Here is a 26,025-nt window from a genome sequence, read left to right as displayed (position 1 = left end):
TTTTATGCAATATTTACTAACCATTAAATTAAATGAACATGGCAACTGCAAAAAAAGCAGCTCCTAAAAAAGCTGCTGCAAAGAAAGCTGCTCCTAAAAAAGCTGCTGCGAAAAAAGCCGCTCCTAAAAAAGCTGCTGTAAAGAAAGCCGCTCCTAAAAAGGCTGCTGCTAAGAAAGCTGCTCCTAAAAAAGCTGCTGTAAAGAAAGCCGCTCCTAAAAAGGCTGCTGCTAAAAAAGCTGCTCCTAAAAAAGCCGCTAAAAAGTAAGCTTATAACAAGCTCAAATACTTAAAGGTCCCGGGATAATCTCCCGGGATTTTTTTTGCTCCTGTCACGAAAACGCTAAGGCGCGAAGGGGCACAAAGATTAAAGCTTCGACATTGCCAGGAAGCGATTGGATTAATGGACGATTGAAATTTGAAAATTGACAATGATGTGCAGTTTAAAAATCTGTGGTTCTCTTATCTTTTCCTGCCTTTTCTCTCTGTAATTATAATTGTCCATCGCTACAGTACTAAGATGATTTTAAGGCGCGTAATTGCAGCGTGTTTGAAATCACAACTTTTCATTCTTTAACTTTTTACTAAGCCCAAAACAACGTTAATAATTTGTACTATCCGGTTATTCATTTATAGAATCCCTCTCTACCTTGGCATAATAGGGCGGAAATAGTACAGGAAATGAAATATGAGATCTACCGGAACATTAAAGTATCTGAAGATTACTGTTTGTTCGAATTTATAAGCGATGGTCAAAATGGATATATATTTAAGCGTATAGAATTTAGTGAGACGGCTGTCTCCAATATTTATAACCTTGCGTTTGGTGACGTGGACGAGGATAATCAGATAAATGATATCCATACAAGCAACAACGGAGACCGGAATAAGATACTTTCAACAGTTGCATTCGCTGTTGACATCTTTTTAAGTAATTATCCGAAGAGATGGGTTTATTTTAAGGGAAGCACACAAGAACGCACGAGGTTATACAGAATGGCGATAAGCCTGAATCTGGATGAGTTATCACTTAAATTTACAATCTACGGCGAACAGCAAAATAAGTTTGTTCCTTTTCAAAAAAATGTAACTACAGACGGCTTTTTAATCAAGAAAAAATTAAGTAATTTCGATATATGAAACAAAGAATCATTAAATATAAAAGCGATCTTTTCGGCAAAAAAGTTACACTTATAGTTGATGAAAATCTGAATAAATTAAGAGGAAAAACGCTTGCACCCAAAAAACTGGACGAGGCAAATGCTACTCTAAAAAAATTGCAGCATACACTCCCACTATAATATATTTATTCGCAATTATATTAGTTGGCTAAACCCACAAACACTCCCGCCTTATTCTCTTTTTCTTTCAACAACAATCTTACCTATTTTTGGGACGAACATCCGGTATCAACAATGATTAGGAAAATGCTTAAGCTCATTGCTGATAGCTGATTGCTAAAAGCTTCTTAACAATGGACAACTACGCAATTGCCGATAACTTCTCGATGCTTTCCAAATTGATGGATATTCATGGCGAGAACAGTTTTAAATCAAAGACTTATTCAGTGGCTGCATTTACCATTGAAAAATTGCCCATGCAATTGGCGGAACTACCGCAGGATAAGATCTTTTCCATTAAGGGCATTGGAGAAAGTGTTGGTCAGAAAATTATTGAACAGTTACAAAAAGGTACACTTCCGATACTTGATGAATATGTAACACGTACCCCTGCAGGTATCATTGAAATGCTGAATATTAAGGGTATTGGTCCGAAAAAAATTTCAACTATCTGGAAGGAGCTCGAGGTTGAAAGCCTGGGTGAGCTTTTATATGCATGCAACGAAAACAGATTAACCTTATATAAAGGCTTTGGAGAAAAGACACAGAAAAACATCAAAGAGTCCATTGAGTTTTATCTCGGCAACAAAGGCAGTTACCTGTATGCCCAAATTGAGTCGTATGCTGCCGCTGTACAGAATAAAATCAAGGAAGCATTTCCGGGAAGTTTATTCTTACCTACCGGCGATATAAGAAAACACACAGAGATCATTACTAAACTGGAATGGGTTACAGACAGCCCATTAACTGAGCTTCAAACATATTTCGAAAAGAACAACTTTTCCACAGTTACTCAATCAGAAGAACAGATATCGTTTACCGGAGAAGAACACGTGGAGCTGGTCTTCTATTATTCTCCCAAAGAAGAGATCTATTTAAAACAATTCATCACAAGCTGCAGCGAAAGCTTCTTAACGGAATGGGCAGAGCAGGGTTTGTTTGACAAGAACAAAACATATAATTCTGAAGAAGAAATTTTTGCTAACGCCGGAGTCGACTATATTCAACCTTATTTAAGAGAAACCGCCGCAATCATTGCCAAAGCGCAACAACACGCATTGCCTGCAGTTATTGAGCCTGCTGATATTACGGCTATTATACACAGTCACAGCAAATGGAGCGACGGTGTAAACAGTATTGAAGAAATGGGCAAAGAAGCCGTCAGGCTGGGCTTGCAATATCTTGTAATAAGCGATCACTCCAAAACAGCTTTCTACGCAAACGGATTATCAGAAGAGCGAATTATTGCACAGCATGGCGAGGTAGATGAGCTGAATAAAAAACTTGCTCCTTTTAAAATTTTCAAAAGCATTGAGTCTGATATTTTAAACGATGGCAGCCTTGATTATGCAGATGAAGTACTGAACACATTCGATATCGTGATCGCTTCTGTTCACTCAAACTTAAAAATGACAGAAGAAAAAGCAATGATGCGTCTTCTGAAAGCCATTGAAAATCCTTACACAAGTATTCTTGGCCATATGACCGGAAGATTATTGCTTAGCCGCAATGGCTATCCTGTCGATCATAAAAAGATCATTGAAGCGTGTGCGGCAAATAATGTGGTGATTGAATTAAACGCTCACCCAAGAAGACTGGATATTGACTGGAGATGGATTGATTATGCACTTGAAAAGAACGTACTAATCTCTATCGATCCTGATGCACACAGCATAGAAGGATTTGCAGATACAAAGTACGGCGTACTGGCGGCGCAAAAAGCGGGACTTACAAAAGATAAAAACCTGAGCAGCTATTCATTGGCTGAATTTGAAAAATTTGTTGAAGAACAGAAGAAGAAAAGACCGTAAGACCATAAGACCGTAAGACTGTAAGACAGTAAGATAGTAAGACGTGTAAGATCGTAAGACAGTAAGAAGAGTTTTTATGCATCGGGGAGTTTTCGGCAATTGTATGTGGTAGTGTTATGTTAATCATAAATTGACGGATAAAGTTTTTTCAATTTTATCCGTGCGTCTTTGTTAGTGAACTGCCAGTTTATCTTACTGTTTCTGTTATTCCTGTCGGATTCCCATGCTTCAACTTCTTCCTTAATTTTTCTCATCGTTGAGATGTGCCGGTTTAAGCATTGGCCATTCAATACGTGCAGTTCTATTTCAGCCATATTCAACCAGCTGCCATGTTTTGGGGTATATACAAATTCAAATCTATCCCAAAGCCTTTTCGCTTCTGCGGGCTCAAAGGTCTCGTAAAATGCTGATGCTGTGTGCGTCTTAAAGTTATCCATCACCAACGTTATCCTTTTGGCATTCGGGTATTGCTTGTCTGCTATCCACTTCATAAAAGCAGCCCATTGCTTCCTGGTCTTGAATTCTGTAACTTTCACCATTCGGTTTCCTTTCAGGGGTTCGTTAGCCATAAATATATTCACCACTCCGTGGCGTACATACTCATAATCCCTTCTTGCATCCTGACCCGGCTTCATTTTAGTGGACGGCCGCAGCTCCTCTATCAGTTGCTTTGGCGATTCGTCCATGCAGACTACGGGAAAATCTGCATCATAGGGCCTTTTATATACATCCAATACCGCTTCCATGTTTGCCACAAATTCACTATTGCCCTGTGGTGGAATTACCCAGCCCTTTACTTTCCAGGGTTTAAGTTCATTTTTTTTAAGACGTTTCCAACCGTGACATGTGTGATGCTTTCAACATACTTTAATTCTACCATTTTGTCTGCTAACAGCCGTAAAGACCATTTAGCATATCCCTTAGGTGGTTCGCTACAACATAGGGTTACCAACTTCGCTTCAACATCTCCATCTACCTTATTCTCATAAACACGGGTAGTTGGACGTCTTTCTAGCACAGACTCAAAACCTTCTTCAATAAATTTTTTCTTTACCCTGTCTATAGTGCGCATTCCAACCTTGAGTACTTTGCTTATTTGCTCATTGGTTATCTTTTCGGAATATTTTCCCTCGTCACAGTTCAAAAGAATATAGGCAGTCCGGAAAGTTTGCGAGGTATGGGTGCCTTTACTAATTATTTCCGTTAGTTCTTCTACCTCTGTTTTAGTCAGCTTAATTGTATAACGTATCATTTGTATAGTTTGCCAAATATACAAATATAATACGTCATAATATACTTAACTTAACACTAGTTGCCGGACCTGATACCTGATACCTGATACCTGATACCTCACACCTCACACCTCACACCTCACCCCTCAAGCACTTCATCGCTCAACGGAATGGATACATAGAACGTTGTACCGATGCTTTCCTGGGTTTCAAACCAGATGTGGCCATTGGCTTTTTCGACGATGGCTTTGCAGATAGCAAGGCCAAGGCCGGTACCGGAAGATTTGGTGGTAAAGTTGGGCACAAAGATTTTCGGCTGCATTTCGGGAGGTATACCTACGCCATAATCCTGTATAGCAATGATTGCAAATCCGTCACTTGCATACTGCCGGATCATTATCCTAACAGGATTGTTCTCCATCGATGCTTCTATTGCATTCTTAATGAGATTTGTAAACAGGCGGTTGAGTTGTACTTTATCGGCATTAATAAAGTATTCGGAGTCTTCTCTGTCCCATAAAATATACAGGCGGCTGTCAGTTTTGTACAGGCTGATCACAGATTGTAATACATCTGTAATGTCAAAACGTTCAACCAGCATATTACTTCCGATGTTAGCAAATTGCGAGAAGTCACCGGCTATTTTTGTCAGTTGCTCAATTTGCTCAATCAAAGTATCAGCCACGCGTCTTGACAACTCTTTTACGTTCGCCGCATTGTTATCAATTGCTTTTTGCAGGTATTGAATGCTGAGCTTCATGGGCGTAAGCGGATTCTTAATTTCATGTGCTACCTGCCTTGCCATTTCACGCCAGGCGTCTTCTCTTTCACTTTGTGCAAGGGCATGGGCACTCTCTTCCAGCTTATGCACCATTTTGTTATACTCTTTTACCAATACACCGATCTCATCATTTCTGTTCCATACAATCTCTTCATTTAATTTCCGCAGGTTGATCTCTTTCATTCTGTTAGTAATAAACAGGAATGAAGACGTGATCCTGTTGGTTAACAACATCGCGATGGCTCCGGCAAGCAAAAATATAAAGGCGTTCAGACTTATTAGTGTTACAAGAAAGTTGGAGATCTCCTGGTTCAACTCGCTTTCAGTATTCAGATAAGGAATATTCAGATATGCTATCACATCTCCGTTTGTCTCGCGAATCGGAATGTATGCGCTGAGGTATGTAAAGTTTCCAATAGCTTCATCCTGCACGAATACCAGCCGTCTGTCATAGCGCAGATTGTAAAATGCAACAGGCTGCATCTTATTGCTCATGATCTGTTTACTGTAGATCATCGGCTGTGTAGAAGCTCTCAAATTCCCCGACTTGTCATAAATATTTACTTCGGCGTTATGCTCCTCGGAAATACTGATCACGTTTTTTTCCAATACGCCATTCGGACTGTTCAGTGCATTGTCCCCCGCTTCAGTTGCTTCTTCAAACATTAAGGAACTCTTAATCCGCTTCTCTACCTCATTTGCGATAACCTGTATGTTTTTTGATAATCTTTCGCGATTATTTCTGTCATACCTGGATATAAAAAAAGATATAGTAACAATACCGATCACTATAAATGAAAACAGACTGATAAAGATGATGGTAGATTGTATTTGTGTCCGGATATTGAAATTGAAAATAGCACGAATATTCTTCCATTGAAACTGAGATCTGAACACAATTACACAAAAGTGAAATAATACTACAGCAACTATAAACGTTGTAAATACATACGCGAAGAATGTAAGTGATTCTGCGAACCAATTGTTCTTTTTAACCAACACCACAACTTTGGCTTTTCCGGCATCGTACCACAATTCACTGTTATCGCCTCTCTTTCTTATCTCAAACTCCAGGCTGGGCAACTGTTTTTTAGTGAGGGTGTCTGAAAGACTGTAGTCGTTATAATTGGCAATTAATTTTTGTTTGCTGTATAATGCATAGGAATAGCCGCTGGCAATTTCCGTGCTTATATTATTTTCCTGCCTGAAGAGTTCAGGAAAGAGGGATTCACTACGATACAATTTTGGACGGGCCACGATAAACAGGTATCCAATTGAAGTATCCTGCCTGTTTTTTATCTCATGTTCATAAATGTAAGTGAACTTCTCGGCCATGTTCTCATAATAATACAGATCCGGGATACGCGTTTCTTTACCCCTGTTTTTTAAAATTGACCTAAGCGCATAGTAAGAAACAGAGTCGTCATTGTACAATGGATTGGCGCTGCTATCGAACGTGTAAATACGCGTATCATATTTACTTAAATAGCCAGAGAAATTCTCTTTTAGCAAACTGTCTTTAAAACGCCTGTTAACAGATTCATTGCTCAGTGTGCTAAAATCAGAATTGTCAAATGCTTTGGAAAAATCTGTAGTGGCAAAACTAAACAGGTTCTCTCCTTGCGGATCCGTTTGAAGAGCAAGACGCTCAGCAGTAGCCCTGCGCTTTTTCATTTCAACCTGGGAATTCTGTGTTACTACCAGCAGTGTTATAGACGCGGAGAAAAATATAACCCAGAATAAGAAAAAGGAGGACCTGATAATTCTTATCGTGTAGTCATTGCTTCTCACTTCCATCAGCATGAGAAATACTGCCAGCCAGAGCAATGTGATTATTTTGAGATCGATAGAGCCTGCATGAATATTCATCATAATATACAGCAAGCCGAACACCGCTACCACGCATAACCTTACAAATAATGAGTAATTCATGCGGATGGCGGGAAGCAAGAGCAGGTGCGACAGATTATAGTAACAGAGAATAATCAGACAGAGTACCAGGAAACTGATCACTGTATAAATATTCAGACTGAAAAAATTGGTAACATCAAACGATATGGTTGAGTCTACTACAAGCGTTCTGATCAACTCTACAAATTCGTAGGTGATAACAGGCAATAAACAAAGGCATGTGATTGACAATACATGCATCCATTTCTTATTTCCTGAAAAAGACGTTTTCCAAAGATGAAGGTTGTTGTACTTTATAAATGCAATGATCCAGAAAAGCAGGGTAATGTTTATCAATAAATCACCCAGGGATTTATTAATAATATTCGAACCATATATACCCGAAAAGAATAGTGTATAGTTCCTGAAATGAAACGGAAACGGAAACAGGTAACTGCAAAGACGAACAACAAAAATTACCACAACAAAAAATATTAAGCCGGCAATAAAGCCCCGCTTATCTGCAATATCTTTTGCAATGGCGTGAATAAAAACAAAGGAAAGTATTATGGCGATTACACGTAACGCAATAGACAAACCGGTGGGCTGATCGGTATCTACATCCTGAACCTGGTTGATATGAAACAAAATCTGCCCTGTTGAATTCTTGATCGGCACACCTGTTCCATCCTTGCTTATCTTATAATATTCATCGAGCCATGGTAAGCCTTCAAATTTCTTTTGCAGATAGCTGTTTTGTATAAAGTAGTTCCAGTGAAAGGGTATTAGCCCGGCAATAATGTACGTTGAACCTTTATACTGGCGGCTGGTTTTGATCAGTTCAAACATGCCATTCGGATATTCCACGGCATATGAACCATCTTCTCTTTTCAGATCCTTTGGATTAACCGCCATGCTATTGGTGTTCCAATAAACCTGCAGCGGATTGCCCAGATCGTTTAACGTGTATGTAAAAACGCCAAATTTCCTGCTTCCAACGGCAACTTTGTTTGCGTTGCCGCCATCTTTCAGCAGATCTTCAATTACGGCATCATTATCAAGAATGGCATTAAAATCCTTTTCATATGACGTGATTATTCCCTCAAGCCTTTTCTTAACACTGCCGGGGGAGGCATTAAAAGAGATATAATTGGTGAGAACAAACGAAATAGTGTACAACCATGCAGCTGTAATAAACAGGTACCCATGTTTCAATATTCCATCCTTCAATGCCTTTATCAAGGTATAGTGTTTGTTTTTTTAACCTGGTTCCAGATAGCGTCCATTTCCTCCAGGCTCATTTTTCGGAGATCTTTTCCTTCGGAATCTGCAATCTGCTCCATTGTCGTAAATCGGGATATAAATTTTTTATTCGTTTTTTCGAGTACAGTCTCCGCATCAACTTGCAAAAACCGTGCATAGTTTACTAAACTAAACAGCAAATCGCCGAACTCCTCCTCAATATTGTGCTTATTTTGCTCGTTTTCAGCTTCTTTTAACTCCTGCATTTCCTCTTCAACCTTTTTCCAGACATCTTCTTTCTTCTCCCACTCAAAGCCAACCTGTTTTGCTTTTTCCTGTATCCGCATCGCTTTTACCATTGCCGGCAGCGAAACAGGCACGCCGCTTAGCACGCTCTTTTTACCTTCTTCCTTTTTTATTCTTTCCCAGTTACGTTTCACATCTTCTTCATCATTTACCTGAACATCACCGTAAATATGCGGATGGCGGATCACCAGTTTGTCACAAATTTCTTCAATAACCTCAGCAAGCGTAAACTCCTGTTGCTCAGCCCCTATTTTAGAATAAAACAGGATATGCAATAAGATATCACCCAATTCCTCTTTAATTCCCTGCCAGTCATTCAGTGTGATTGCGTCTGCAAGTTCATACGTTTCCTCTATTGTCATGCTTCTCAATGTATGAATGGTTTGTTTTTTATCCCATGGACATTTTTCACGCAGTTCATCCATTATTCTAACTAGTCTTAAGAAGGACGCATCTACTGACATAACATCAAATTTTTTAAATTGACAATAATGAGTTCACAACAAAAACCGAAGCGAGCAACATAAACACAACAAAAACCATCAGATTAAACAGCCCAAATTTAAGCACTGTTTTGCCGCGTCCCTGTTGATAAAAATTTCGCATGGCTTTATATAGATAGTAAAACATTCCAATTACCGTTATCGCTGTTAGCCAACCAAAAATGGACCAGCCTGAAACATCACCCAACCAGCTAAAAAGATAGGTTACCAGTATCAAAATGAAAATGGCTATGTATACGTGAATCACAAATATGCCATGACTCACATAGAAAAACTCTTTCCTCCTTATGTATAACAGTTGCAATAGCAGCGCTACCAGTGGCAACGACACAAACATCATTTTAGGAATGGAATGCAAAAATTTCTCCTTGAACTTTTCTACAAATTCTTCGCTGTTGTGTTGAAATTTTTTATTGATGCCCATTCCCCTTTTGGCAACCTGTCGCATAAACCAACCGTCACGTTCTTTTGCGGGGAGTTGTTTTTGAACTGAATCATATTGTTCAAGACTCCTGTAATCGCGGTCATTAACAGTAAATACCACGTCTGCATTCTCTGCCGCTGCTTTCGCAAAGCCGCTTGTATCTATACCCTCGTAATTCCTGATCTGTCCCATTTCATGCAGCGTAATAATTTTTCTGTTCAGGCGATCAAGTTTACTCAGTGTTTTCTTTTGCCTGGCGGTGTCTTTTTCCTGTTTTAAAACATTCATCAAACTATCTTTCTCTTGCGCATATTCTTGCTTTATCAGGGCAGGATCCTTTACATTATGGTCTCCTGTATCGAGGAATACAATCAGAAAAAAAATAAAGGAAGTGAATACATACATCCGAATTGGATGCAGGTATGACACTCTGCGCCCTTTAAGGTATTCTGATGAAAGAAATCCGGGTTTTGATATCAGATATTTAAGAGAGCTGAAGAATTTGCCATCAAAATGCGTAATGTCGTTAACAAAATGTGTGATCAGGTGCCATGCTGATTCTTTAGGCTCGATATTTTCCTGTCCGCAAACATGGCAATATCGCCCTACAACCTCCGTATTACAGTTTAAACAGATCTTTTCTTTACGCTCTTTAAAATGGCTCATTCGTGTTAAAATTTAACTAAAAGTAATTAACAACTTTAATCACACAATATTCTTCAATCTTTTACATTTTTTCTTGAGGGCAAGCAAGTATTTTTGAAGTTAAATTGTTTTTTTAATGAAGTGGTTATTGTTCGTTAGTTTATTAGTTACGGGAAGCGCAAGTTTTGGCCAGTATTATTACTATGATGTTATCGCTGCACGTCAAACACAAATCCAGAATGAATTATTAAAAGAGAACAAAATAAAAAAGGTTTCTGCTGTTAGCTACGAAAGTGATAACTCCGTAAACGAAACTTTTAAAGTGGAACAATCCATTACACAGGATGGTGATCTAATAATTACCAATAGCACGGATGGAGCAGGCGTGAACACTTATTCGGAAAGTAGTTTCATTAACGGCCGTGTTGTAAAAAATATAGACAGCAGCCGGAACATAAAAACAACTTCCGTTTATCGTTACGATAGCAGGGGAAAATTGTTATCCATCAATTCCGAATCCAGGGATGCTTTTATGGGAGGTCAATCCCAGGAACAGCATATATGGACTTATAATGCTGAAAAACCACAGCAGATGTTGCGTATCAAAGACAAAAAAGATACAACTGTAATTTCTTTCGTATTCGATGATCAGGGCAATGTTGCTGAAGAGCTCTGGAAAAAGAAAAATATGCAGCTGGAGCACTGGTTCTATTACTACGATGCCAATCACAGACTGACTGATATTGTGCGTTACAATACAAAGGCAAAAAGAATGCTTCCGGATTATTTGTTTGAATATGATGAAAAGGGAAAGCTGATGAAAATGACCCAGATACCTGCAGGCAGCAGCAATTACCTTGTATGGAGCTATCAGTTTGATGATAAGGGTTTAAAAACTGCAGAAATTTGTACCAACAAACAAAATCAGCCGGTAGGTAAAATAGTTTACCGTTACCAGTAGACCCTTTTATTTAATTGTTGCAGGTAATCCATAAGAATGCGGCAAATCTTCAGCAATATTGTACAACAGTTAAATGCACAACGCGGCATACAAATAACTTCATTTGATGCAAAAAGAGTTTATGGTGGAGACATTAACGAAACATACCGTTTAACAACAAACAAAGGTGATTTTTTTGTTAAGCTGAATGACTCAGTTCATGGAGATATGTTCAAGATGGAACTGGAAAGTTTACGATTGCTAAAGAATGCATCTAATGATTTATTTCCACAAGCTATTCTTGCCGGCAATACACCAGAAAGTATTTTTCTTGTTCTTGAATTCCTGGAAAAAGGAAATATAACGCCTGCCAGCTGGAGGAATTTTGCGCAGCAACTTGCGGCCCTGCATACACAAACCCACAACCGTTATGGCTTGTCGTTTGACAACTATATCGGCAGCCTGCAACAACACAATACCTTTGAAACTACGTGGCATGAGTTTTATGCAAAGCACCGCATTTTGTTCTTAGTACGCATGGCAATTGACCAGGCCAAACTTGATAGTAAAGATGCATTGCTTGCGGAGAAACTCTGCCTGCGTTTACCTGAGATCTTCCCGCAAGAAAAGCCCGCTTTGTTACATGGTGACCTATGGTCCGGAAATTTCATGATATCAACTACAGGTGATATTAAAATCTTCGATCCCGCTATTTACTATGGCCACAGGGAAATGGATATTGCAATGACAATGCTTTTTGGAGGATTCGACCGTTCTTTCTACAATCACTACAATGATTTTTATCCTTTGGAACAAAACTGGCAGCAACGTATTGACCTCTGCCAGCTTTATCCATTGCTTGTTCATTGCATTTTATTCGGCGGGCATTATGTTAGCGCCGTGAGATCAATTATCCGCAAATACGCCTGATTGATTTATTTTTACCTAAACCTGCAAGCATGATCAGTTATAATCCAAAGGATTGGGCACAATTTCTTTTTAGCATACACAAGACGGATACAATAAGAAAACTTTTTCCGCTGCTTATTTTTGTTTGCCTTTATTCATGGCTGGTCGCTTACCTGGAAATGGAATATTTCAAACTCTCTCAAAATACCCTTGTTAAAAATGTCCCCATTATGCACAGTCTTTTAGGCTTTGCAATCTCAATGCTGTTGGTGTTCAGAACAAATACGGCTTATGACAGATGGTGGGAAGGACGTAAGCTATGGGGTTCCCTTGTAAATAACAGCAGGAATATGGCTGTTAAATTAAATAGTTTTCTGCCGCATGATGATGCCAGAGAACGTTCTTTCTTTAAAACAATCATACCGCGTTTTCGCAGGAGCTGATGCTGCATTTGCAGGCTGAATCCACCAGGTTTTCACTGGATGAAAAACCGCATCCGGAGATTCCCGACTTTGATAATACCAAACATGTTCCTAACCAGGTTGCATCGTTAATTATAAACAGGATAACTGCACTGTATAAAAACGGAAAAATTACCGGTGACCAACTGATCGTCCTCAACAACGAGATGCAATCCTTTCTGGATGTGTGCGGTGCTTGTGAACGGATTAAGAATACGCCTATTCCCTACTCGTATACATCATTCATAAAAAAGTTTATAATGGTGTATATTATCACACTACCCATCGGATATGTTTTTTCACTCGGCTATATGGTTATTCCGGTTGTGGCATTTATCTGCTACGTATTAGCCAGCCTTGAATTAATTGCGGAAGAAATAGAAGAACCTTTTGGAAAGGATGCGAATGATCTTCCTATGCAAAAGATCAGCGACACAATCAGGAAGAACATCTATGAAATACTGTCATGAGAATCGAAATAACACACACATTAGTCATCGCACACTATCAAGCATACATAGCATCGGCATTCACCTATTATATTTAATTATATATAGGCTGAAATATTTTATCTGCAATAAATCTGTTGTATCTTATTTAGCTATACCGCCGGAACTATGCAAATTAAGATCCTGAGTCCACTATGGGGATATGAGCATCTTGACATTAACCTGTTTATTGCGAAAATAAAACATGCAGGATATGATGGCATTGAAACATCTATTCCGGAAGATCCTGTTCAAAAAGAAAAACTTTTCAATTTAATCAGCAAGCATCACCTTTTACTCGTAAGTCATCAACATCAGGCACACGGAAAAAATTTCAACGAATTCAAAGATTCATTTATTCATTATCTCAACCTGAGTGCGGAAGGGAATCCTTTTATGATCAATTCGCACACGGGCCGTGACTTTTTTACGTTTGAGGAAAATCTTCAATTGATTGATATAGCATCAGAATTTTCCTATAAGCATAACATTACAATTGCACACGAGACGCACCGGGGACGTTTTGCATACAGCCCTCCGGCGACTGAAAAATATTTTGAAGCAAGGAATGACTTTTCCATAACGGCAGATCTTTCTCACTGGGTTTGTGTAACCGAAAGCTATCTTGAAAATTTCTCCCATACAGTTACTGAAACTATTAACCGGACGAGACATATTCATGCAAGAGTTGGTTATGAAGAGGGACCGCAGGTTCCCGACCCAAGGGCTCTGGAGTGGGCCGGCGCGCTTGGTCGCTTTCTCAATTGGTGGGATCTGATTATTGAAAATCGCAAAAAACAGGAAGCACCGGTATTTACCATCACTACAGAATTCGGACCTCCACCATACATGCCGGTTTTGCCGTTCAGCAATAAGCCAGTGGCTGATCAATTTGAAATCAATTATTACATGAAGGAATTATTAGCGGAAAGATACCTGCTTCAACAATAAGCCGTACACATCTTATTTTCAGAAAATGCGGATTTAATAAAACCATCGAACTCCAGAAAAACGCTCCTACTATTAAGAGATCTCGACTGATTTAGAAAGATCTGAACCTATTCTCTGTGCTGCTCCGTGTCTTCTCAGTGGCTCTGTGTAACGGTACTTATTATTTCATAGGAGGAAATACAGAAGTATACAGAGAGAGGCTCAAAAATGCTGCTAGTAAAGCCTTTTATTTTCCAAAGATTTCCATTCCTCAAACATCTGCTTGGACGTAGACGCATTTAAAGGTATCATAGGTATTTTGCGGGAGTCCGTTTCTTTTGCAATCTCATCATAAATGAATGAGTCATCAAACCCTGCATCTGCAGCATCTCCGCGGGAACATGCGTAATAAACTTTTTGAGGCCGGGCCCAATAAATGGCACCAAGGCACATAGGGCATGGTTCACAAGACGTATAAAGTTCACAATCTGTCAACTGAAAATCCTGTAACGCATTGCAAGCATCGCGAATAGCAACAATTTCAGCATGAGAGGTTGGATCATTGGATAACAACACCGTATTGCAACCTCTGCCTATTATTTCATTGCCTTTTACTATTACACAGCCAAAAGGACCACCAAGACCATTGCGCATACCTTCAATTCCAATACGCACAGCTTCCTGCATGAATTGTTCTTCTCTCGTCATACAATCATACGATTTAATGATAGATCCAAGTAGTGAATCTTCCGGGCAGACGGTTTGTACTTTACTAGAATTTAGGACAGGGTATTCCTTTGGAACCGGAAGGTCTGTTTATGTAAATCAGAGATATTTCAATTCCTCCCCTGCTCTGTGAAGCTGTTTTCAGGCTTGATACATTTATATCATAAGTTACACCCAGTCTAAAATCACTGTATTCTAACCCGATATAGGGGATCAGGGCATCTTTCAACCGCATCCATGCGCCGGCATAAAAGCTGGTCGGCTTTTCTACACCCTCTTCACTAACAGGGAACTGAACCGAACCACCAATTACAGTTTCACTTGCACCTCCCTGGCTGCTATACAACCCACTAAAATGGAACGTATTATTGAACCCAAAAGGTACGTATCCTCCACCATGTACGGTAATCCGCGGATCAAGCAAATACAGTGGCCCGGTGGTGAATTGTTGTTTGGGACGGGTAATGTGATACATGCTCACACCGGCATAAAAATTATTTTTATCGGTGGTACTCGCAGTGTACAATACACCGGCATTCACATCCATGTAGTTTTTCTTAAGGCTCATTCCATTAAACATTTCCTGGGTAACACCCGTAAATCCGTTTGATGTAAGCTGATCTTCAAACTTTAACTGCGATGTGTTAATAATCATATTGGCATAAGTGGCCTGGAATCCTAGTCCCAACTGATGGTAACCGTCTTCATCCAACCCTTTGTGAAAGGCTGTTGAAACAGAAAAATAATTGAAATTGAGTGCACCGGCAGAACTCTTATCAGTGAACCCCATTACACCAACACCCCAGGTATCCCGGTAGCTAAGCACATTTGGCAGCAAATGAAAATCTGCTGAAACGGTGGATGTCTGGTAAGCCCTGTTTATTGTGGGCCATTGATTTCTGTAATTCCCTGCAACACGAAAAGCACCCTCAAATTTTCCGGTGAAAGCGGGATTAAGGGTTAATGGGGATGCGTAGAACTGAGAAAAATGCGGGTCCTGAGCAAAACTCCATTTAATGCAAATGAATGTACATAATAAAAATGCAACTTTTCTCATTTGAGTTATTCTTGGATATTGTAAATATAGACAAAAACTATGGTCGCTAAAATTAGGAAAAAGATCTTAATTAGAACTGATTTTTAGGGCCGAAGGCAAGATCACCCGCATCTCCCAATCCGGGAACAATATAGCCTTTGGCTGTCAGTTCATCATCAATATCTCCACACCAGATCTTAATTTCCTCGCCAGCTTCGCGGTGCACATACTCAATGCCCACAGTGCAGGCAATAGCCACTACAACGTGAATTTCGGCGGGTTCACCTTCGTTTTTTATGGCTTCAATAGTTTTAACCAGGGATGCGCCGGTAGCCAGCATCGGATCACTTATTATCAACACACGCCCTTCTATCGCAGGAGAGCTCAAGTATTCAAGATTGATATCGAACGAACCATCACGATGGTGTTTGCGGTATGCTGATACAAAAGCATTGTCTGCCTTGTCGAAATAATTGAGAACTCCGTTGTGTAACGGTAATCCTGCGCGTAAAATTGTCGCAATTACCGGTTGTTCCAGCAATACCTTAGCTGTATGAGCGCCCAATGGCGTTTGTACTTCTTCCTCTTTCCACGCGAGCGTTTTGCTTATTTCATAAGCGGCTACCTCTCCTATGCGCTCAAGATTACGCCTGAAACGCATGCGATCGGTTTGAATTTCAACATTTCTTAATTCGCTCACCCAGTTGCTAACCAGGCTATGCTCGTCGCTAAGGTTGATTACCATGCCGCTAAGATAAGCGGAATAATGGTAAGCGATAAGTCAGAAAAGAAAAAAACGACCATCTGGAACCCTGCCAAATAGCTTTTTTTAACACCCGGGACCAGTTTGCTCTCCCTGCAACAAAAAGAGCCTTTAAAAAGCTGTTGCAGCCCGTTGGAATTTAATTGTTTAAGCTGGCAATTCAGTGATCCTCATCAGTCAGTTTTTTTGGTTAAAAATTCCTCAACCCTTCAAAAAAAATAGTTGATCGGTACAATTTTCTGAACGCAGGAAAAAATGGTTTAAAACATTATATCTAAACTTTAAACATTATAGTTTTCCTTTGCGGCGTAATTGCTGATGCAGAGCAGGAAATTACAATAACGAGATCGCACAGCAATATTATTTGAGTTATAAATATTTGAATATGGTTTACAGAGTAATTGGCATAATGAGCGGTTCTTCTATTGACGGGCTTGATGTAGCTTTCACCGAACTTGATGATAGCGGCGGAAAATGGAGTTATGAGATAAAAAAAGCGCATTGTTATCCATTCGCACTGGAACTGAAAGAAAGATTACAAAACGCCACTTCGCTGAATGCAAGAGACTATCTGCTGTTACATAAAGATCTTGGGAAATATATTGCCACCTCGATTAATGAATTTGTCGAAACCAATCATCTGCATCATCGCATTCAGTTGGTAGCTTCACACGGTCATACCACCTTCCACGAACCAGAACTGGGATTAACGGCACAATTGGGAGACGGATCAGTGATTGCCGCGTTAACTGGTATCAATGTCGTAAGCGACCTTCGATCGATGGACGTTGCGCTAAATGGTCAGGGCGCGCCGATCGTTCCCATGGGTGAGAAATTGCTATTTACCGACTATGATTATTTGCTAAACATCGGCGGAATCTCCAATATCTCAGTAAAAAAAGAATCCGGGACAGTTGCTTTTGATGTCTGTGCAGCCAACCGTATTTTGAATATGCTTGCCACGAAAGAAGGAAAAGAATTTGACGAAAATGGCGCGATGGCAGCTGCCGGAGCAATTCATACACCTCTTCTTACGGCACTAAACAACCAGGAGTATTATAAGAAATCATACCCCAAATCGCTTGCTAACACATTTGGAACAGACGTTATTTACCCATTGGTAGAGTCGTTTGGCCTTTCAACTCCTGATGCGCTCAGAACATATACCGAGCACATAGCTCAGCAGGTCGCATACAGCCTGAATGGCTTACATCAGCCTTCATCTGAAAAACAACTCCTTGTTACCGGCGGAGGAGCATTTAATACTTTCCTGGTAAACAGACTTTCTGCAGTATTAAGTCCGTTAAACATAAAAGTGATTGTTCCGGATGAACTGACAATTCAATACAAAGAAGCATTGATTATGGCGCTCCTGGGAATATTGAGATGGCGTGAAGAAAACACTACGCTGAGTTCGGTTACCGGTGCCACCCGTGACAGCATCGGCGGCGCAGTATGGATCGGCCAGGAAGCTTAATTCAGATAATGTACATTTTAACTTCTCCAGGGTTTTGAAAGGCCACAACCTCCAGAACCCTTTTTCTTCCCCCCATCTTACTGTCTTACTATCTTACGGTCTTACATGTCTTACACATCTTACGCTCTTTCCGCCTTATCTTTATTTAAACTCCCATCATTCATGAAGCGAATTCCAGCTCTGCTGTTTTTATCAATAATCACCTTTTTTTATAGTTGCAAAAACGCCGACTCTACTGAGGACCAGGTTTATGCACAACAAAAGGAAAGCCTGGCGAAAAAGGAACAAAAAAATCCTGTAAACTTCTTGCAGATTGCAGGGGATGACCGGCGCAACCTGTTTGGCCAAACAGTGGTGAAAGGAACAATAATGAACAAAGCAACGGTTACCGGCTATAAAAACATCCGGGTAAAAATGCTCTTTTACAACAAAGCAGGAGCATTGGTAGCCAACCATGAAGATGTGTATGGAAAGTTATTACCAGCCGGACAATCCATGAAATTTAAAGCGCGTTATGGCACTCCAAAAGGCACCGACAGCGTTGCGCTGAGTATTATGAGTGCAGCTGCAGAAGAAAAGAAATAACGACACTTTACTTAGTTAACAAAGCTGAAAGTATCCCCATCAAACAGGCCTTTATCACTCAACTTTAAATGCGGAATAACTAAAAGAGCCATAAAGCTTAATGTCATATAAGGCGATGCCAGGGTTGAACCCAAGGTAATTTTAGCCATATTATCAAGTGATGTGTAAGCTTCAGCAACGCTGTAGCCATCATCTGTGGTCATCAAGCCCGCTACCGGTAACGGCAGTATTTTCTCGGCATTTTCAGACACACAACTAAGCCCGCCTTTTTCTTTTACGACCAGGTTTACAGCCCGGACCAAAGACTCATCATCAGCCCCAACAGCAATTACATTGTGACTATCATGCGCCACACTTGATGCGATCGCACCCTGTTTTATTCCGAAATTCTTAATAAAAGAAACGGCCACCGGTGCCTTTTTATATCTGTTTACAACCACCAGTTTTAAAATATCGCAGTCTGTATCGGAGGAGACGTATCCATCAACAATCCTGGGTGATGAACTCAATTTATTGGTGATCAGCTGGCCATCAAGCGCTTCTATAACATCAATGAAACTCTTGCCAGCTGCCTTTACTTGGATGTCATCGGTTTGAATTGGATCACAGTCAAAAAAATTAATCGCTGAAACCTGGGCTGATTGAATTTTTGAGCTGCCGTTTTCCGCAACCAGGTTGCCTCCTATATAGGTTTGTACTACTTTAAAATCTTTCAAATCATTTACTGCAATAAAGTCTGCAGGGTCCGCTACGCGCAGCAGTCCAACGTCTAGTTTGTAGTGCTGAACAGGGTTTACGCAGGCGGCCTGTAGCACGTTAAATAATGAAATCCCTTTTGCAACTGCCCTTGCACAAAGCTGGTTTATGTGACCAAGAATCAAACTGTCAGGATGTTTATCATCACTACAAAACATTATTACATCCGCATGTTCATGCAAAAGATCTGCGAGCGCCTCAAAATTCTTTGCGGCACTACCTTCCCTTATCAGAATTTTCATACCATACCCGATCTTGTCCAATGCTTCTTCTGCTGTGAAACACTCATGATCAGTTGAAATACCGGCGTCTATATATTTTTTTGCCATTTCGCCCCGCAAACCCGGCGCATGACCGTCAACAGGCTTATCCAGATCATGCGCAGCCTTTAATTTCTTCATGACTTCCTCGTCGCCATTTAGCACACCTGGAAAATTCATCATTTCGCTTAGGTATTTAATCTCCGGCCGCTGGAGAAGTGCTTTCACATCATCACTTTCCAATGTTGCGCCAGCCGTTTCAAAGCTGGTCGCGGGCACGCAACTTGGCGCACCGAAATAAAATTTAAAAGGCGTTTTTTTACCGTTTGCAATCATAAAATCTACGCCCGCCATACCACAAACATTGGCAATTTCATGCGGATCACTCACGGTGGCAACGGTTCCATGTGTAACCGCCAGCCGGGCAAATTCCACAGGGATCAGTAAACTACTTTCAATATGAACATGGCTATCAACAAAACCCGGAAGGACATATATTGACTGCTCCTCTTCAATAGGACAAATGGCGGCAATCCTCCCATTTTCCACTTTTATTTCCGCGGGATAGATTTCTTTTTTCCAGACATCTGCCAGATTTGCCTTGATACTGAAAGAATTGGCTTGCATAGCTATTTTTCGATTTAAAAGAAGTGCGCCTTTCGGCGCTAACCGGATCAAAGGTGATCATTTTTTTGAAAACGGATCTTAAATAATGGCTTGGGAAAAGAGCCGGTTATGCAGACGCATGCGACATAATTCTGTTACACAATCAATTGGACTGCAATAATATCATCAGAGAAAGCAAAAAATAATTGCGGGGAAGAATAATAAAACTTAAGGCCCCGCTGGAGCAGGGCCTTAATGGTTTCCTATTACTAGAACTTACATTTTACAACTAAACAATCTAGTATTGTTTAGCTACTGGTTTTCCACGGACATACTGGATTTCTGAATACTGGATTTTTAGATATTGGACTTAGATATTGGAATCTAAAACGGGACTTTTCCCAAGGATATTGTACCACAAATATCAGAAGACTTTTTTTACCAAAATACTTTACAAAGACTTTACCATATCCGAATCGGACACAATTAACCTCTTAGGAGTATTATTCATTTATTTAAGCTGATTTATAAGTTATCTGTAATAGTCACAGTTACAGATCGTCTTTTAGCAGATCAGGCCTCCGCAGCCTGGTATTTGCAAGGGATTGTTCATACCTCCATTGGTCTACCTTTTTAGGGTCTCCGCTTAAGAGGACCGCTGGAACCTCCCATCCATTAAAATTTTCGGGGCGTGTATACACCGGAGGAGCAAGTAAATTATCCTGAAAAGAATCTGTTAACGCCGATGTTTCATCGTTTAACACCCCCGGTAGTAATCTTCCAACCGCGTCTACAACAACCGCAGCGGCCAATTCTCCCCCGCTCAAAACATAATCTCCAATAGAAATCTCCATTGTAACATAGTGATCACGGATCCGCTGGTCTATGCCTTTGTAATGTCCACAAATAATCAAAACATTTTCTTTAAGAGACAGATTATTTGCCGTACGCTGGTTAAAAGTGCCGCCATCGGGCGTCATATATATTATTTCGTCGTAAGACGTATCTTTCTGAAGTTCTTCGATTGCATTAACTAATGGCTCGCACATCATTACCATACCTGCACCGCCCCCATATTGGTAATCATCCACCTGCCCGTATTTATTAATGGCCCATTTCCTTAAATTATGCAAATTCACTTCCAGCAACCCTTTTTCCCGGGCGCGCTTCATAATACTATGACTTAAAGGGCTCTCCAGCAATTCAGGCACTACGGTTATGATGTCTATTTTCATGTAACTTTCTTTATTGAGCAGATGTGCTCATCCGGCAAAGATAATTTTCGTATTATAAAATCCTCATTGAGCGCTTATTATTCTCTCTTAACTGCCAACAAGCCGCTAAACTTATGTACCGGCAGGAATTGAGTTTCTCTATTCATTATTTTTGCTACATTCTAGAAAGAAGATTTTATGCAATTATATTGTAACTCACTTACCACATACAGCCGTCTGAAGACTTTAGAAGTAAAGATTGGAGATCTTACGCTGGGCAATTTTAACCCGATACGGTTACAAACAATGACAACGACGGATACAATGGACACAATTGGTACAGTTGAACAGACCATACGTTGCATTGAAGCCGGGGCTGAGCTTGTGCGCATTACCGCTCCTTCAAAAAAAGAAGCCGAAAACCTGCTTAATATAAAGAACGAACTACGCAAAAGAGGTTATACAACTCCACTGGTTGCAGATATTCACTTTACACCGAATGCAGCAGAAATCGCAGCAAGAATTATTGAAAAAGTACGAGTGAATCCGGGCAATTACGTAGACAAAAAGAAGTTTGATTTTATTGAATATACCGACGCAGAATACAACGAAGAAATTGAACGGATCCGCACCCGCTTTACTCCGCTCATTAAGATCTGTAAAGAATATGGTACCGCCATGCGGATTGGTACAAACCATGGTTCTTTGAGCGACAGGATTATGAGCCGTTACGGCGATACGCCCATGGGAATGGTGGAAAGTGCAATGGAGTTTTTGCGTATTGCAAGGGACGAAAACTATCATAACATTGTGTTGAGTATGAAAGCCAGTAACCCGCAGGTAATGGTACAAGCTTACCGCCTGTTGATTCAACAAATGACACAGGAATTCAGTGAATGCTATCCACTCCACCTGGGTGTAACGGAAGCTGGCGACGGCGAAGATGGCAGGGTGAAAAGCGCTGCCGGCATAGGCACTTTACTGGAAGATGGCATTGGTGATACCATTCGTGTTTCACTTACTGAAGACCCGGAATTTGAAATCCCCGTTTGTAAGGATCTTGTAAAACGGTATACAGGAGAGCCTGCAAAAAGTGAAAGCATTCCGCCGGTTGAAAAAATCCCTTATGATCCGTTCAACCATAATAGGAGAAAGACCTTCCAGGTAGATAATATCGGCTCGAAACATGTTCCGGTTGTTATTGCAGATCTGAGCAAGTTAAAAGAAATTACGCCCAAACAACTGGAAAGTGTAGGCTATACTTATGACGAGGCTTCAGATAAGTGGAACATAAGTGATGCCGCTGCCGACTATATTTTTACGGGACATCAGCTGCTTGACTTTGCTTTACCGGGAACACTTAAGGTAATTGTTTACCCAGCCACATGGGAGCTTGCTGAAGACAAAACCAAATACTTCCCGATATTCCAGGATAGCGGTTTTGCTGCAGCTTCATCAAAAAGCAATATGTTGAATTTTGTGATGGTTGACTGCTTTAGTGATGAAACCCCTATCAATAATTATACTTATCTCGCAGATATTGCCAACGACGAAACTGCGGTTTTATGTCTTTCATCAACCAACAAACACAGCATGCCTGCCATACGCAGAATGTTTATGGAGCTGATGAATAACAATATCAACAACCCGGTTATTATTACTACAGACAGCTACTGGCATTCAACTGACGAACATCTCATTCACTATTCAACAGAATGCGGAGCCTTATTCCTCGACGGCTTTGGTGACGGTATTTGCCTGGGCATGACAGCCGCCAGCTATGCTTTAGCTTCTGAGAATTACGAAAAGATGAATGCATCCGGCCGCAACTATTTGCAGAACAAATCGGTGGAGCAATTCATCAACAACACAGCCTTTACTATTTTACAGGCTACTCGTACACGTATTTCCAAAACAGAATATATTTCCTGCCCTTCATGCGGACGAACATTATTCGACCTGCAGGAAACTACGGCAAAAATCCGTTCAGTCACCAATCACCTGAAAGGCGTTAAGATTGCAATTATGGGTTGCATTGTAAACGGCCCCGGCGAAATGGCTGATGCTGATTTTGGGTATGTAGGAAGCGGTGTTGGAAAGATCACTTTATACAAAGGCAAAGAAGTGGTAAAAAGAAATGTTGATAGTGATGTTGCCGTAGAAGAACTGATCAATCTTTTAAAAGAAAGTGATGCATGGGTAGAACCCCAGCCCATGGCTAATTTGGCACCAATTGCTTAATCTCTTTTAAAACATTTGCATGAAGAATATTTTTTGCCTGGTAGCATTGTTTATTGGCCTGACTGCCTTTGTGGATTTAAAACCGGTAGACGCCGAAAAATCTGTTACGTTTTCAATAAACAATTTTGGTCTTGCAACAAGAGGAGAATTCAAAGGTCTTAAAGGAGCCATCAAGTGGGTTCCGGAAAATCCGGCTACATCATATTTCAATGTTACTATTGATGCGAACAGTATTAACACTGACAACGATATGAGAGATAGTCATCTTAGAAAAGAAGAATATTTTGACGTAGGTAAATATCCCAATATCACCTTTACAAGCTCGGGGATTACCGGCTCAAACGGGCAGTACTCCGCAACAGGCAATCTTACAATAAAGAACAAAACAAAAAACATAACTATTCCGTTCACAGTCGACCAAACGTCAAACGGCTATCAGTTTAACGCTACCTTCTCTATCAACAGGAGAGATTATGGCGTAGGCGGAGGAAGCATGGTTATGAGTGATATTGTAAAGGTCACGCTAAAGGTAAATGCCCTGCCTTAACATCACTTATTCATCTGCATTCAATTCTAACCAATAACCTTTATTTAAGCGCAAAATTTTATGCACAAACATTCCGTACTACTTTGGGGAATGATGGTACTGTTTTCTTTAAACTTGCCAGCCCAGAGCTTGTATGTTAAAACTAAAGAAGGCAAGCCCATACTCAACCGCAAACAGTTAATCGGCAGCTGTCTCAGATCCCTTCACAAAGACAACAGCAATCAGGCCGCGGTTGCTGCTTGCAACTGCCAGGTTGATAAACTTGACCGCCGTTTTAGCGCGAAACAGTATAAAAGTTTTACAAAGAATGGCATTGTTGATTTGCCAGGTCTTTTGAAGGAAGATCCTGCAGTTGAAAAAGACATCCAGGAATGTCTTACCAGCACAGGGCAATCAATGCTTTTACAGGCGGATGGGTTTGAAGAGGAGTTTGTTAAGGGTTGTATGGAGAACATTCAGGCAACCACAGAAAAATCTTTAAACCCACAGCGTGTTGAAAAATTCTGCCGGTGCCAGCTTGATCTCATCAAAACAAACAAACTGACTGACGCTGAAATAAAAACTTTAGAGAACCCCAATTCAATGTTATTTTATGAAGTAATGTATAAATGCGGCGATCCTTTTCAAACAGAGAACGAGGAAGAAAAAAACTGGACCTCAAGAGCCAGAAATGATGTAAAAGGCCCGCTGGCGGATAGCGTAAATGTTTTGAACCTTGGCGGCATGAGCTTTATTAAAATTAAAATGGGAGATGAAACGCTGGTTTGGCTGCTGGATACGGGAGCTTCGGACATGCTTATCAACAAAGACATGGAAGAAAAGTTAAAGAAAGAAAACATGCTTTCGAATTACATTGGAACCGGTGAATATGAAATGGCCAACGGCGCGGTGGATACCTGCAGGAAATACAGACTAAACAATATTCAGGTTGGCAATTATTCTATTGACAATGTGGTTGTGGCGGTTACTGAAAAAGGCAAAAAGATCATCGCAGGCAAAGCACTGCTGAATAAATTCGCGAACTGGGAATTAAACAACCAAAAAGGGTTGCTGATACTAACGAAATAGCGTCGTTTTCCGGAACTTAACGCAGTTATAATTAAGTTGTCAATAAAAGGTTATTCCTTTACTTTTGCCACCATTTGGCTTCGTAGTACAATGGATAGTATAAGAGTTTCCGAAGCTCCAGATCCAGGTTCGATTCCTGGCGAAGCCACCTAACACAAAAAAGATCATTGAAAAAATGATCTTTTTTTATACAGATTTCTGCAGTTATTCAATTGAGTTATTTCTGCCCGGCTACAAAGTCTGCCACTACTGTTCCGTAATCATTCATCAGGGTTAATGTGTTTCCCTCAATGTGATACTGCGTTGCTGCCGAAAGTGCTGCGTTAAGTGCATCTTCAATCTTCATTGCTTCACCGGGGCAGATCATGCGTGTGGAAGCAGCCTGAAATTTTATAGACGCTTTACCTCCTGAAATATCATAACTGCCGACCAGGTTATTGCAGCCCAAAAAGCCACTTACTTTATTGCTTTCATCAAGCGTAATATACACTTTATGAACACCTTTGGCAGGCTTGTATGTCACCTCCCGCGCGTGAGATAATTGCCAGAATGTACCCGTCAGCGTCGGCCCTGCCGGGGCTTTCGGAGAACAGTTTGCATGAAGGCATATGAAAAATACCAATGGCAGCGTCATCAGGGTTATTGAAGAAAAGTTCTTTTTCATATCAGAACGTTTAGGTATCTAAAAATAATATTTAGATTTTGCAGTTCAAAGCAGGACCAGGATTTTTGAGGATTTTGGTGATTTAAGGATTGAAACAGTTTCATGTTCCATAAAGCGATAACACCATTCCCTCTCCTTACGCCTTATACCTTACACCTGATACCTTACACCTTACACCTTAC

Annotated in this window: 24 protein-coding genes and 1 tRNA gene; 15 read left to right on the top strand and 10 right to left on the bottom strand. The window is 40.4% G+C overall.

What is annotated here, in order from left to right:
• The first annotated feature begins 38 nt into the window (after positions 1–38).
• From QTN47_RS01430 to QTN47_RS01415, 4 genes are all read left to right on the top strand, one after another.
• Entirely contained in the window at positions 39–266 is a 228-nt protein-coding gene (locus tag QTN47_RS01430) for a hypothetical protein (RefSeq protein ID WP_369327522.1), read from the top strand.
• Between the two features lie 413 nt (positions 267–679).
• Positions 680–1,138, top strand: coding sequence for a DUF6934 family protein (locus QTN47_RS01425; RefSeq protein ID WP_369327521.1), 459 nt, complete (start codon positions 680–682; stop codon positions 1,136–1,138).
• Positions 1,135–1,299: a hypothetical protein gene (locus QTN47_RS01420; RefSeq protein WP_369327520.1), complete on the top strand. Its 165-nt coding sequence runs from the start codon at positions 1,135–1,137 to the stop codon at positions 1,297–1,299. Before QTN47_RS01425 ends, QTN47_RS01420 begins: the two co-directional genes overlap by 4 nt.
• A gap of 173 nt (positions 1,300–1,472) precedes the next feature.
• Positions 1,473–3,149: a DNA polymerase/3'-5' exonuclease PolX gene (locus tag QTN47_RS01415; RefSeq protein WP_369327519.1), complete on the top strand. Its 1,677-nt coding sequence runs from the start codon at positions 1,473–1,475 to the stop codon at positions 3,147–3,149.
• 119 nt (positions 3,150–3,268) lie between these two features.
• Here the strand turns inward: QTN47_RS01415 and QTN47_RS01410 are convergent.
• The 4 genes from QTN47_RS01410 to QTN47_RS01395 form a co-directional block, all read right to left on the bottom strand.
• Positions 3,269–4,401 (bottom strand): IS630 family transposase gene (locus tag QTN47_RS01410; RefSeq protein WP_369327518.1). Its coding sequence is split into 2 segments (ribosomal slippage): positions 3,269–3,984 and positions 3,984–4,401, totalling 1,134 coding nucleotides; the frame shifts between segments, so codons are not numbered across the junction.
• 119 nt (positions 4,402–4,520) lie between these two features.
• Positions 4,521–8,294, bottom strand: a complete 3,774-nt coding sequence (locus QTN47_RS01405; protein ID WP_369327517.1) for a sensor histidine kinase — start codon at positions 8,292–8,294, stop codon at positions 4,521–4,523.
• The gene (gene mazG / locus QTN47_RS01400) at positions 8,291–9,064 is read right to left on the bottom strand and encodes a nucleoside triphosphate pyrophosphohydrolase (protein WP_369327516.1); all 774 of its coding nucleotides are present in this window, start codon (positions 9,062–9,064) and stop codon (positions 8,291–8,293) included. The genes QTN47_RS01405 and mazG overlap by 4 nt, the downstream gene beginning before the upstream one ends.
• 13 nt (positions 9,065–9,077) lie before the next feature.
• The gene (locus QTN47_RS01395) at positions 9,078–10,193 is read right to left on the bottom strand and encodes a DUF3667 domain-containing protein (RefSeq protein WP_369327515.1); all 1,116 of its coding nucleotides are present in this window, start codon (positions 10,191–10,193) and stop codon (positions 9,078–9,080) included.
• Between the two features lie 115 nt (positions 10,194–10,308).
• On the opposite strand from QTN47_RS01395, the gene QTN47_RS01390 reads away from it, so the two are divergent.
• The 5 genes from QTN47_RS01390 to QTN47_RS01370 all read left to right on the top strand — a co-directional run bounded on the left by QTN47_RS01390 (position 10,309) and on the right by QTN47_RS01370 (position 13,921).
• Positions 10,309–11,133 (top strand): RHS repeat domain-containing protein, encoded by an 825-nt coding sequence (locus tag QTN47_RS01390; protein WP_369327514.1) that lies wholly within the window; start codon positions 10,309–10,311, stop codon positions 11,131–11,133.
• Between the two features lie 36 nt (positions 11,134–11,169).
• Positions 11,170–12,042 (top strand): fructosamine kinase family protein, encoded by an 873-nt coding sequence (locus QTN47_RS01385; RefSeq protein ID WP_369327513.1) that lies wholly within the window; start codon positions 11,170–11,172, stop codon positions 12,040–12,042.
• 29 nt (positions 12,043–12,071) lie between these two features.
• Positions 12,072–12,464: a bestrophin family protein gene (locus QTN47_RS01380; RefSeq protein ID WP_369327512.1), complete on the top strand. Its 393-nt coding sequence runs from the start codon at positions 12,072–12,074 to the stop codon at positions 12,462–12,464.
• Positions 12,464–12,952, top strand: coding sequence for a bestrophin family protein (locus tag QTN47_RS01375; protein WP_369327511.1), 489 nt, complete (start codon positions 12,464–12,466; stop codon positions 12,950–12,952). The genes QTN47_RS01380 and QTN47_RS01375 overlap by 1 nt, the downstream gene beginning before the upstream one ends.
• 147 nt (positions 12,953–13,099) lie before the next feature.
• Entirely contained in the window at positions 13,100–13,921 is an 822-nt protein-coding gene (locus QTN47_RS01370) for a sugar phosphate isomerase/epimerase family protein (protein ID WP_369327510.1), read from the top strand.
• Positions 13,922–14,134: 213 nt separating this feature from the next.
• Here the strand turns inward: QTN47_RS01370 and QTN47_RS01365 are convergent, their stop codons facing one another.
• The 3 genes from QTN47_RS01365 to upp all read right to left on the bottom strand — a co-directional run bounded on the left by QTN47_RS01365 (position 14,135) and on the right by upp (position 16,407).
• Positions 14,135–14,608: a nucleoside deaminase gene (locus tag QTN47_RS01365; protein WP_369327509.1), complete on the bottom strand. Its 474-nt coding sequence runs from the start codon at positions 14,606–14,608 to the stop codon at positions 14,135–14,137.
• Positions 14,609–14,672: 64 nt separating this feature from the next.
• Entirely contained in the window at positions 14,673–15,683 is a 1,011-nt protein-coding gene (locus QTN47_RS01360; protein ID WP_369327508.1) for a PorP/SprF family type IX secretion system membrane protein, read from the bottom strand.
• Positions 15,684–15,753: 70 nt separating this feature from the next.
• Entirely contained in the window at positions 15,754–16,407 is a 654-nt protein-coding gene (gene upp / locus QTN47_RS01355) for a uracil phosphoribosyltransferase (RefSeq protein WP_369327507.1), read from the bottom strand.
• Positions 16,408–16,810: 403 nt separating this feature from the next.
• On the opposite strand from upp, the gene QTN47_RS01350 reads away from it, so the two are divergent.
• Together QTN47_RS01350 and QTN47_RS01345 are read left to right on the top strand one after the other, a co-directional pair.
• The gene (locus QTN47_RS01350; protein ID WP_369327506.1) at positions 16,811–17,902 is read left to right on the top strand and encodes an anhydro-N-acetylmuramic acid kinase; all 1,092 of its coding nucleotides are present in this window, start codon (positions 16,811–16,813) and stop codon (positions 17,900–17,902) included.
• 162 nt (positions 17,903–18,064) lie between these two features.
• On the top strand, positions 18,065–18,487 hold the full coding sequence (locus QTN47_RS01345) for an FxLYD domain-containing protein (RefSeq protein WP_369327505.1): 423 nt from the start codon (positions 18,065–18,067) through the stop codon (positions 18,485–18,487).
• An 11-nt stretch (positions 18,488–18,498) separates the two neighbouring features.
• Here QTN47_RS01345 and ade read toward each other — a convergent pair whose 3' ends face one another.
• Entirely contained in the window at positions 18,499–20,130 is a 1,632-nt protein-coding gene (gene ade, locus QTN47_RS01340; protein ID WP_369327504.1) for an adenine deaminase, read from the bottom strand.
• Positions 20,131–20,660: 530 nt separating this feature from the next.
• Positions 20,661–21,344 carry a tRNA (guanosine(37)-N1)-methyltransferase TrmD gene (trmD, locus tag QTN47_RS01335; protein ID WP_369327503.1) on the bottom strand — a complete coding sequence of 228 codons (684 nt, stop codon included), beginning with the start codon at positions 21,342–21,344 and terminating at the stop codon, positions 20,661–20,663.
• A gap of 177 nt (positions 21,345–21,521) precedes the next feature.
• Here trmD and ispG point away from each other — a divergent pair, with 177 nt between their 5' ends.
• From ispG to QTN47_RS01315, 4 genes are all read left to right on the top strand, one after another.
• Entirely contained in the window at positions 21,522–23,564 is a 2,043-nt protein-coding gene (gene ispG / locus QTN47_RS01330; protein ID WP_369327502.1) for a (E)-4-hydroxy-3-methylbut-2-enyl-diphosphate synthase, read from the top strand.
• A 19-nt stretch (positions 23,565–23,583) separates the two neighbouring features.
• Entirely contained in the window at positions 23,584–24,111 is a 528-nt protein-coding gene (locus QTN47_RS01325) for a YceI family protein (RefSeq protein WP_369327501.1), read from the top strand.
• A 60-nt stretch (positions 24,112–24,171) separates the two neighbouring features.
• Positions 24,172–25,179: a retropepsin-like aspartic protease gene (locus tag QTN47_RS01320; RefSeq protein WP_369327500.1), complete on the top strand. Its 1,008-nt coding sequence runs from the start codon at positions 24,172–24,174 to the stop codon at positions 25,177–25,179.
• A gap of 76 nt (positions 25,180–25,255) precedes the next feature.
• A tRNA-Arg gene (locus QTN47_RS01315) sits at positions 25,256–25,327 on the top strand.
• A 69-nt stretch (positions 25,328–25,396) separates the two neighbouring features.
• Here QTN47_RS01315 and QTN47_RS01310 read toward each other — a convergent pair.
• Entirely contained in the window at positions 25,397–25,843 is a 447-nt protein-coding gene (locus QTN47_RS01310; protein ID WP_369327499.1) for an META domain-containing protein, read from the bottom strand.
• Positions 25,844–26,025: the final 182 nt, after the last annotated feature.

The sequence above is a fragment of the Danxiaibacter flavus genome (assembly GCF_041060425.1).
Classification (GTDB): Bacteria; Bacteroidota; Bacteroidia; order Chitinophagales; family Chitinophagaceae; genus Danxiaibacter; species Danxiaibacter flavus.
The sequence above is the reverse complement of the archived record's forward strand: the minus strand, read 5'-3'. Positions and strand labels throughout refer to the sequence as shown.

What these genes read in the sequence shown, in the direction of transcription:
- QTN47_RS01395 (WP_369327515.1), bottom strand. Translation starts at nt 10,193, where the DNA reads ATGAGCCATTTTAAAGAGCGTAAAGAAAAGATCTGTTTAAACTGTAAT.
- QTN47_RS01390 (WP_369327514.1), top strand. Translation starts at nt 10,309, where the DNA reads ATGAAGTGGTTATTGTTCGTTAGTTTATTAGTTACGGGAAGCGCAAGT.
- QTN47_RS01375 (WP_369327511.1), top strand. Translation starts at nt 12,464, where the DNA reads ATGCTGCATTTGCAGGCTGAATCCACCAGGTTTTCACTGGATGAAAAA.
- QTN47_RS01385 (WP_369327513.1), top strand. Translation starts at nt 11,170, where the DNA reads ATGCGGCAAATCTTCAGCAATATTGTACAACAGTTAAATGCACAACGC.
- QTN47_RS01420 (WP_369327520.1), top strand. Translation starts at nt 1,135, where the DNA reads ATGAAACAAAGAATCATTAAATATAAAAGCGATCTTTTCGGCAAAAAA.
- ade (WP_369327504.1), bottom strand. Translation starts at nt 20,130, where the DNA reads ATGCAAGCCAATTCTTTCAGTATCAAGGCAAATCTGGCAGATGTCTGG.
- QTN47_RS01415 (WP_369327519.1), top strand. Translation starts at nt 1,473, where the DNA reads ATGGACAACTACGCAATTGCCGATAACTTCTCGATGCTTTCCAAATTG.
- QTN47_RS01325 (WP_369327501.1), top strand. Translation starts at nt 23,584, where the DNA reads ATGAAGAATATTTTTTGCCTGGTAGCATTGTTTATTGGCCTGACTGCC.
- mazG (WP_369327516.1), bottom strand. Translation starts at nt 9,064, where the DNA reads ATGTCAGTAGATGCGTCCTTCTTAAGACTAGTTAGAATAATGGATGAA.
- QTN47_RS01370 (WP_369327510.1), top strand. Translation starts at nt 13,100, where the DNA reads ATGCAAATTAAGATCCTGAGTCCACTATGGGGATATGAGCATCTTGAC.
- QTN47_RS01430 (WP_369327522.1), top strand. Translation starts at nt 39, where the DNA reads ATGGCAACTGCAAAAAAAGCAGCTCCTAAAAAAGCTGCTGCAAAGAAA.
- QTN47_RS01350 (WP_369327506.1), top strand. Translation starts at nt 16,811, where the DNA reads ATGGTTTACAGAGTAATTGGCATAATGAGCGGTTCTTCTATTGACGGG.
- QTN47_RS01320 (WP_369327500.1), top strand. Translation starts at nt 24,172, where the DNA reads ATGCACAAACATTCCGTACTACTTTGGGGAATGATGGTACTGTTTTCT.
- ispG (WP_369327502.1), top strand. Translation starts at nt 21,522, where the DNA reads ATGCAATTATATTGTAACTCACTTACCACATACAGCCGTCTGAAGACT.
- QTN47_RS01365 (WP_369327509.1), bottom strand. Translation starts at nt 14,608, where the DNA reads ATGACGAGAGAAGAACAATTCATGCAGGAAGCTGTGCGTATTGGAATT.
- upp (WP_369327507.1), bottom strand. Translation starts at nt 16,407, where the DNA reads ATGGTAATCAACCTTAGCGACGAGCATAGCCTGGTTAGCAACTGGGTG.
- QTN47_RS01425 (WP_369327521.1), top strand. Translation starts at nt 680, where the DNA reads ATGAAATATGAGATCTACCGGAACATTAAAGTATCTGAAGATTACTGT.
- QTN47_RS01360 (WP_369327508.1), bottom strand. Translation starts at nt 15,683, where the DNA reads ATGAGAAAAGTTGCATTTTTATTATGTACATTCATTTGCATTAAATGG.
- QTN47_RS01310 (WP_369327499.1), bottom strand. Translation starts at nt 25,843, where the DNA reads ATGAAAAAGAACTTTTCTTCAATAACCCTGATGACGCTGCCATTGGTA.
- trmD (WP_369327503.1), bottom strand. Translation starts at nt 21,344, where the DNA reads ATGAAAATAGACATCATAACCGTAGTGCCTGAATTGCTGGAGAGCCCT.
- QTN47_RS01380 (WP_369327512.1), top strand. Translation starts at nt 12,072, where the DNA reads ATGATCAGTTATAATCCAAAGGATTGGGCACAATTTCTTTTTAGCATA.
- QTN47_RS01345 (WP_369327505.1), top strand. Translation starts at nt 18,065, where the DNA reads ATGAAGCGAATTCCAGCTCTGCTGTTTTTATCAATAATCACCTTTTTT.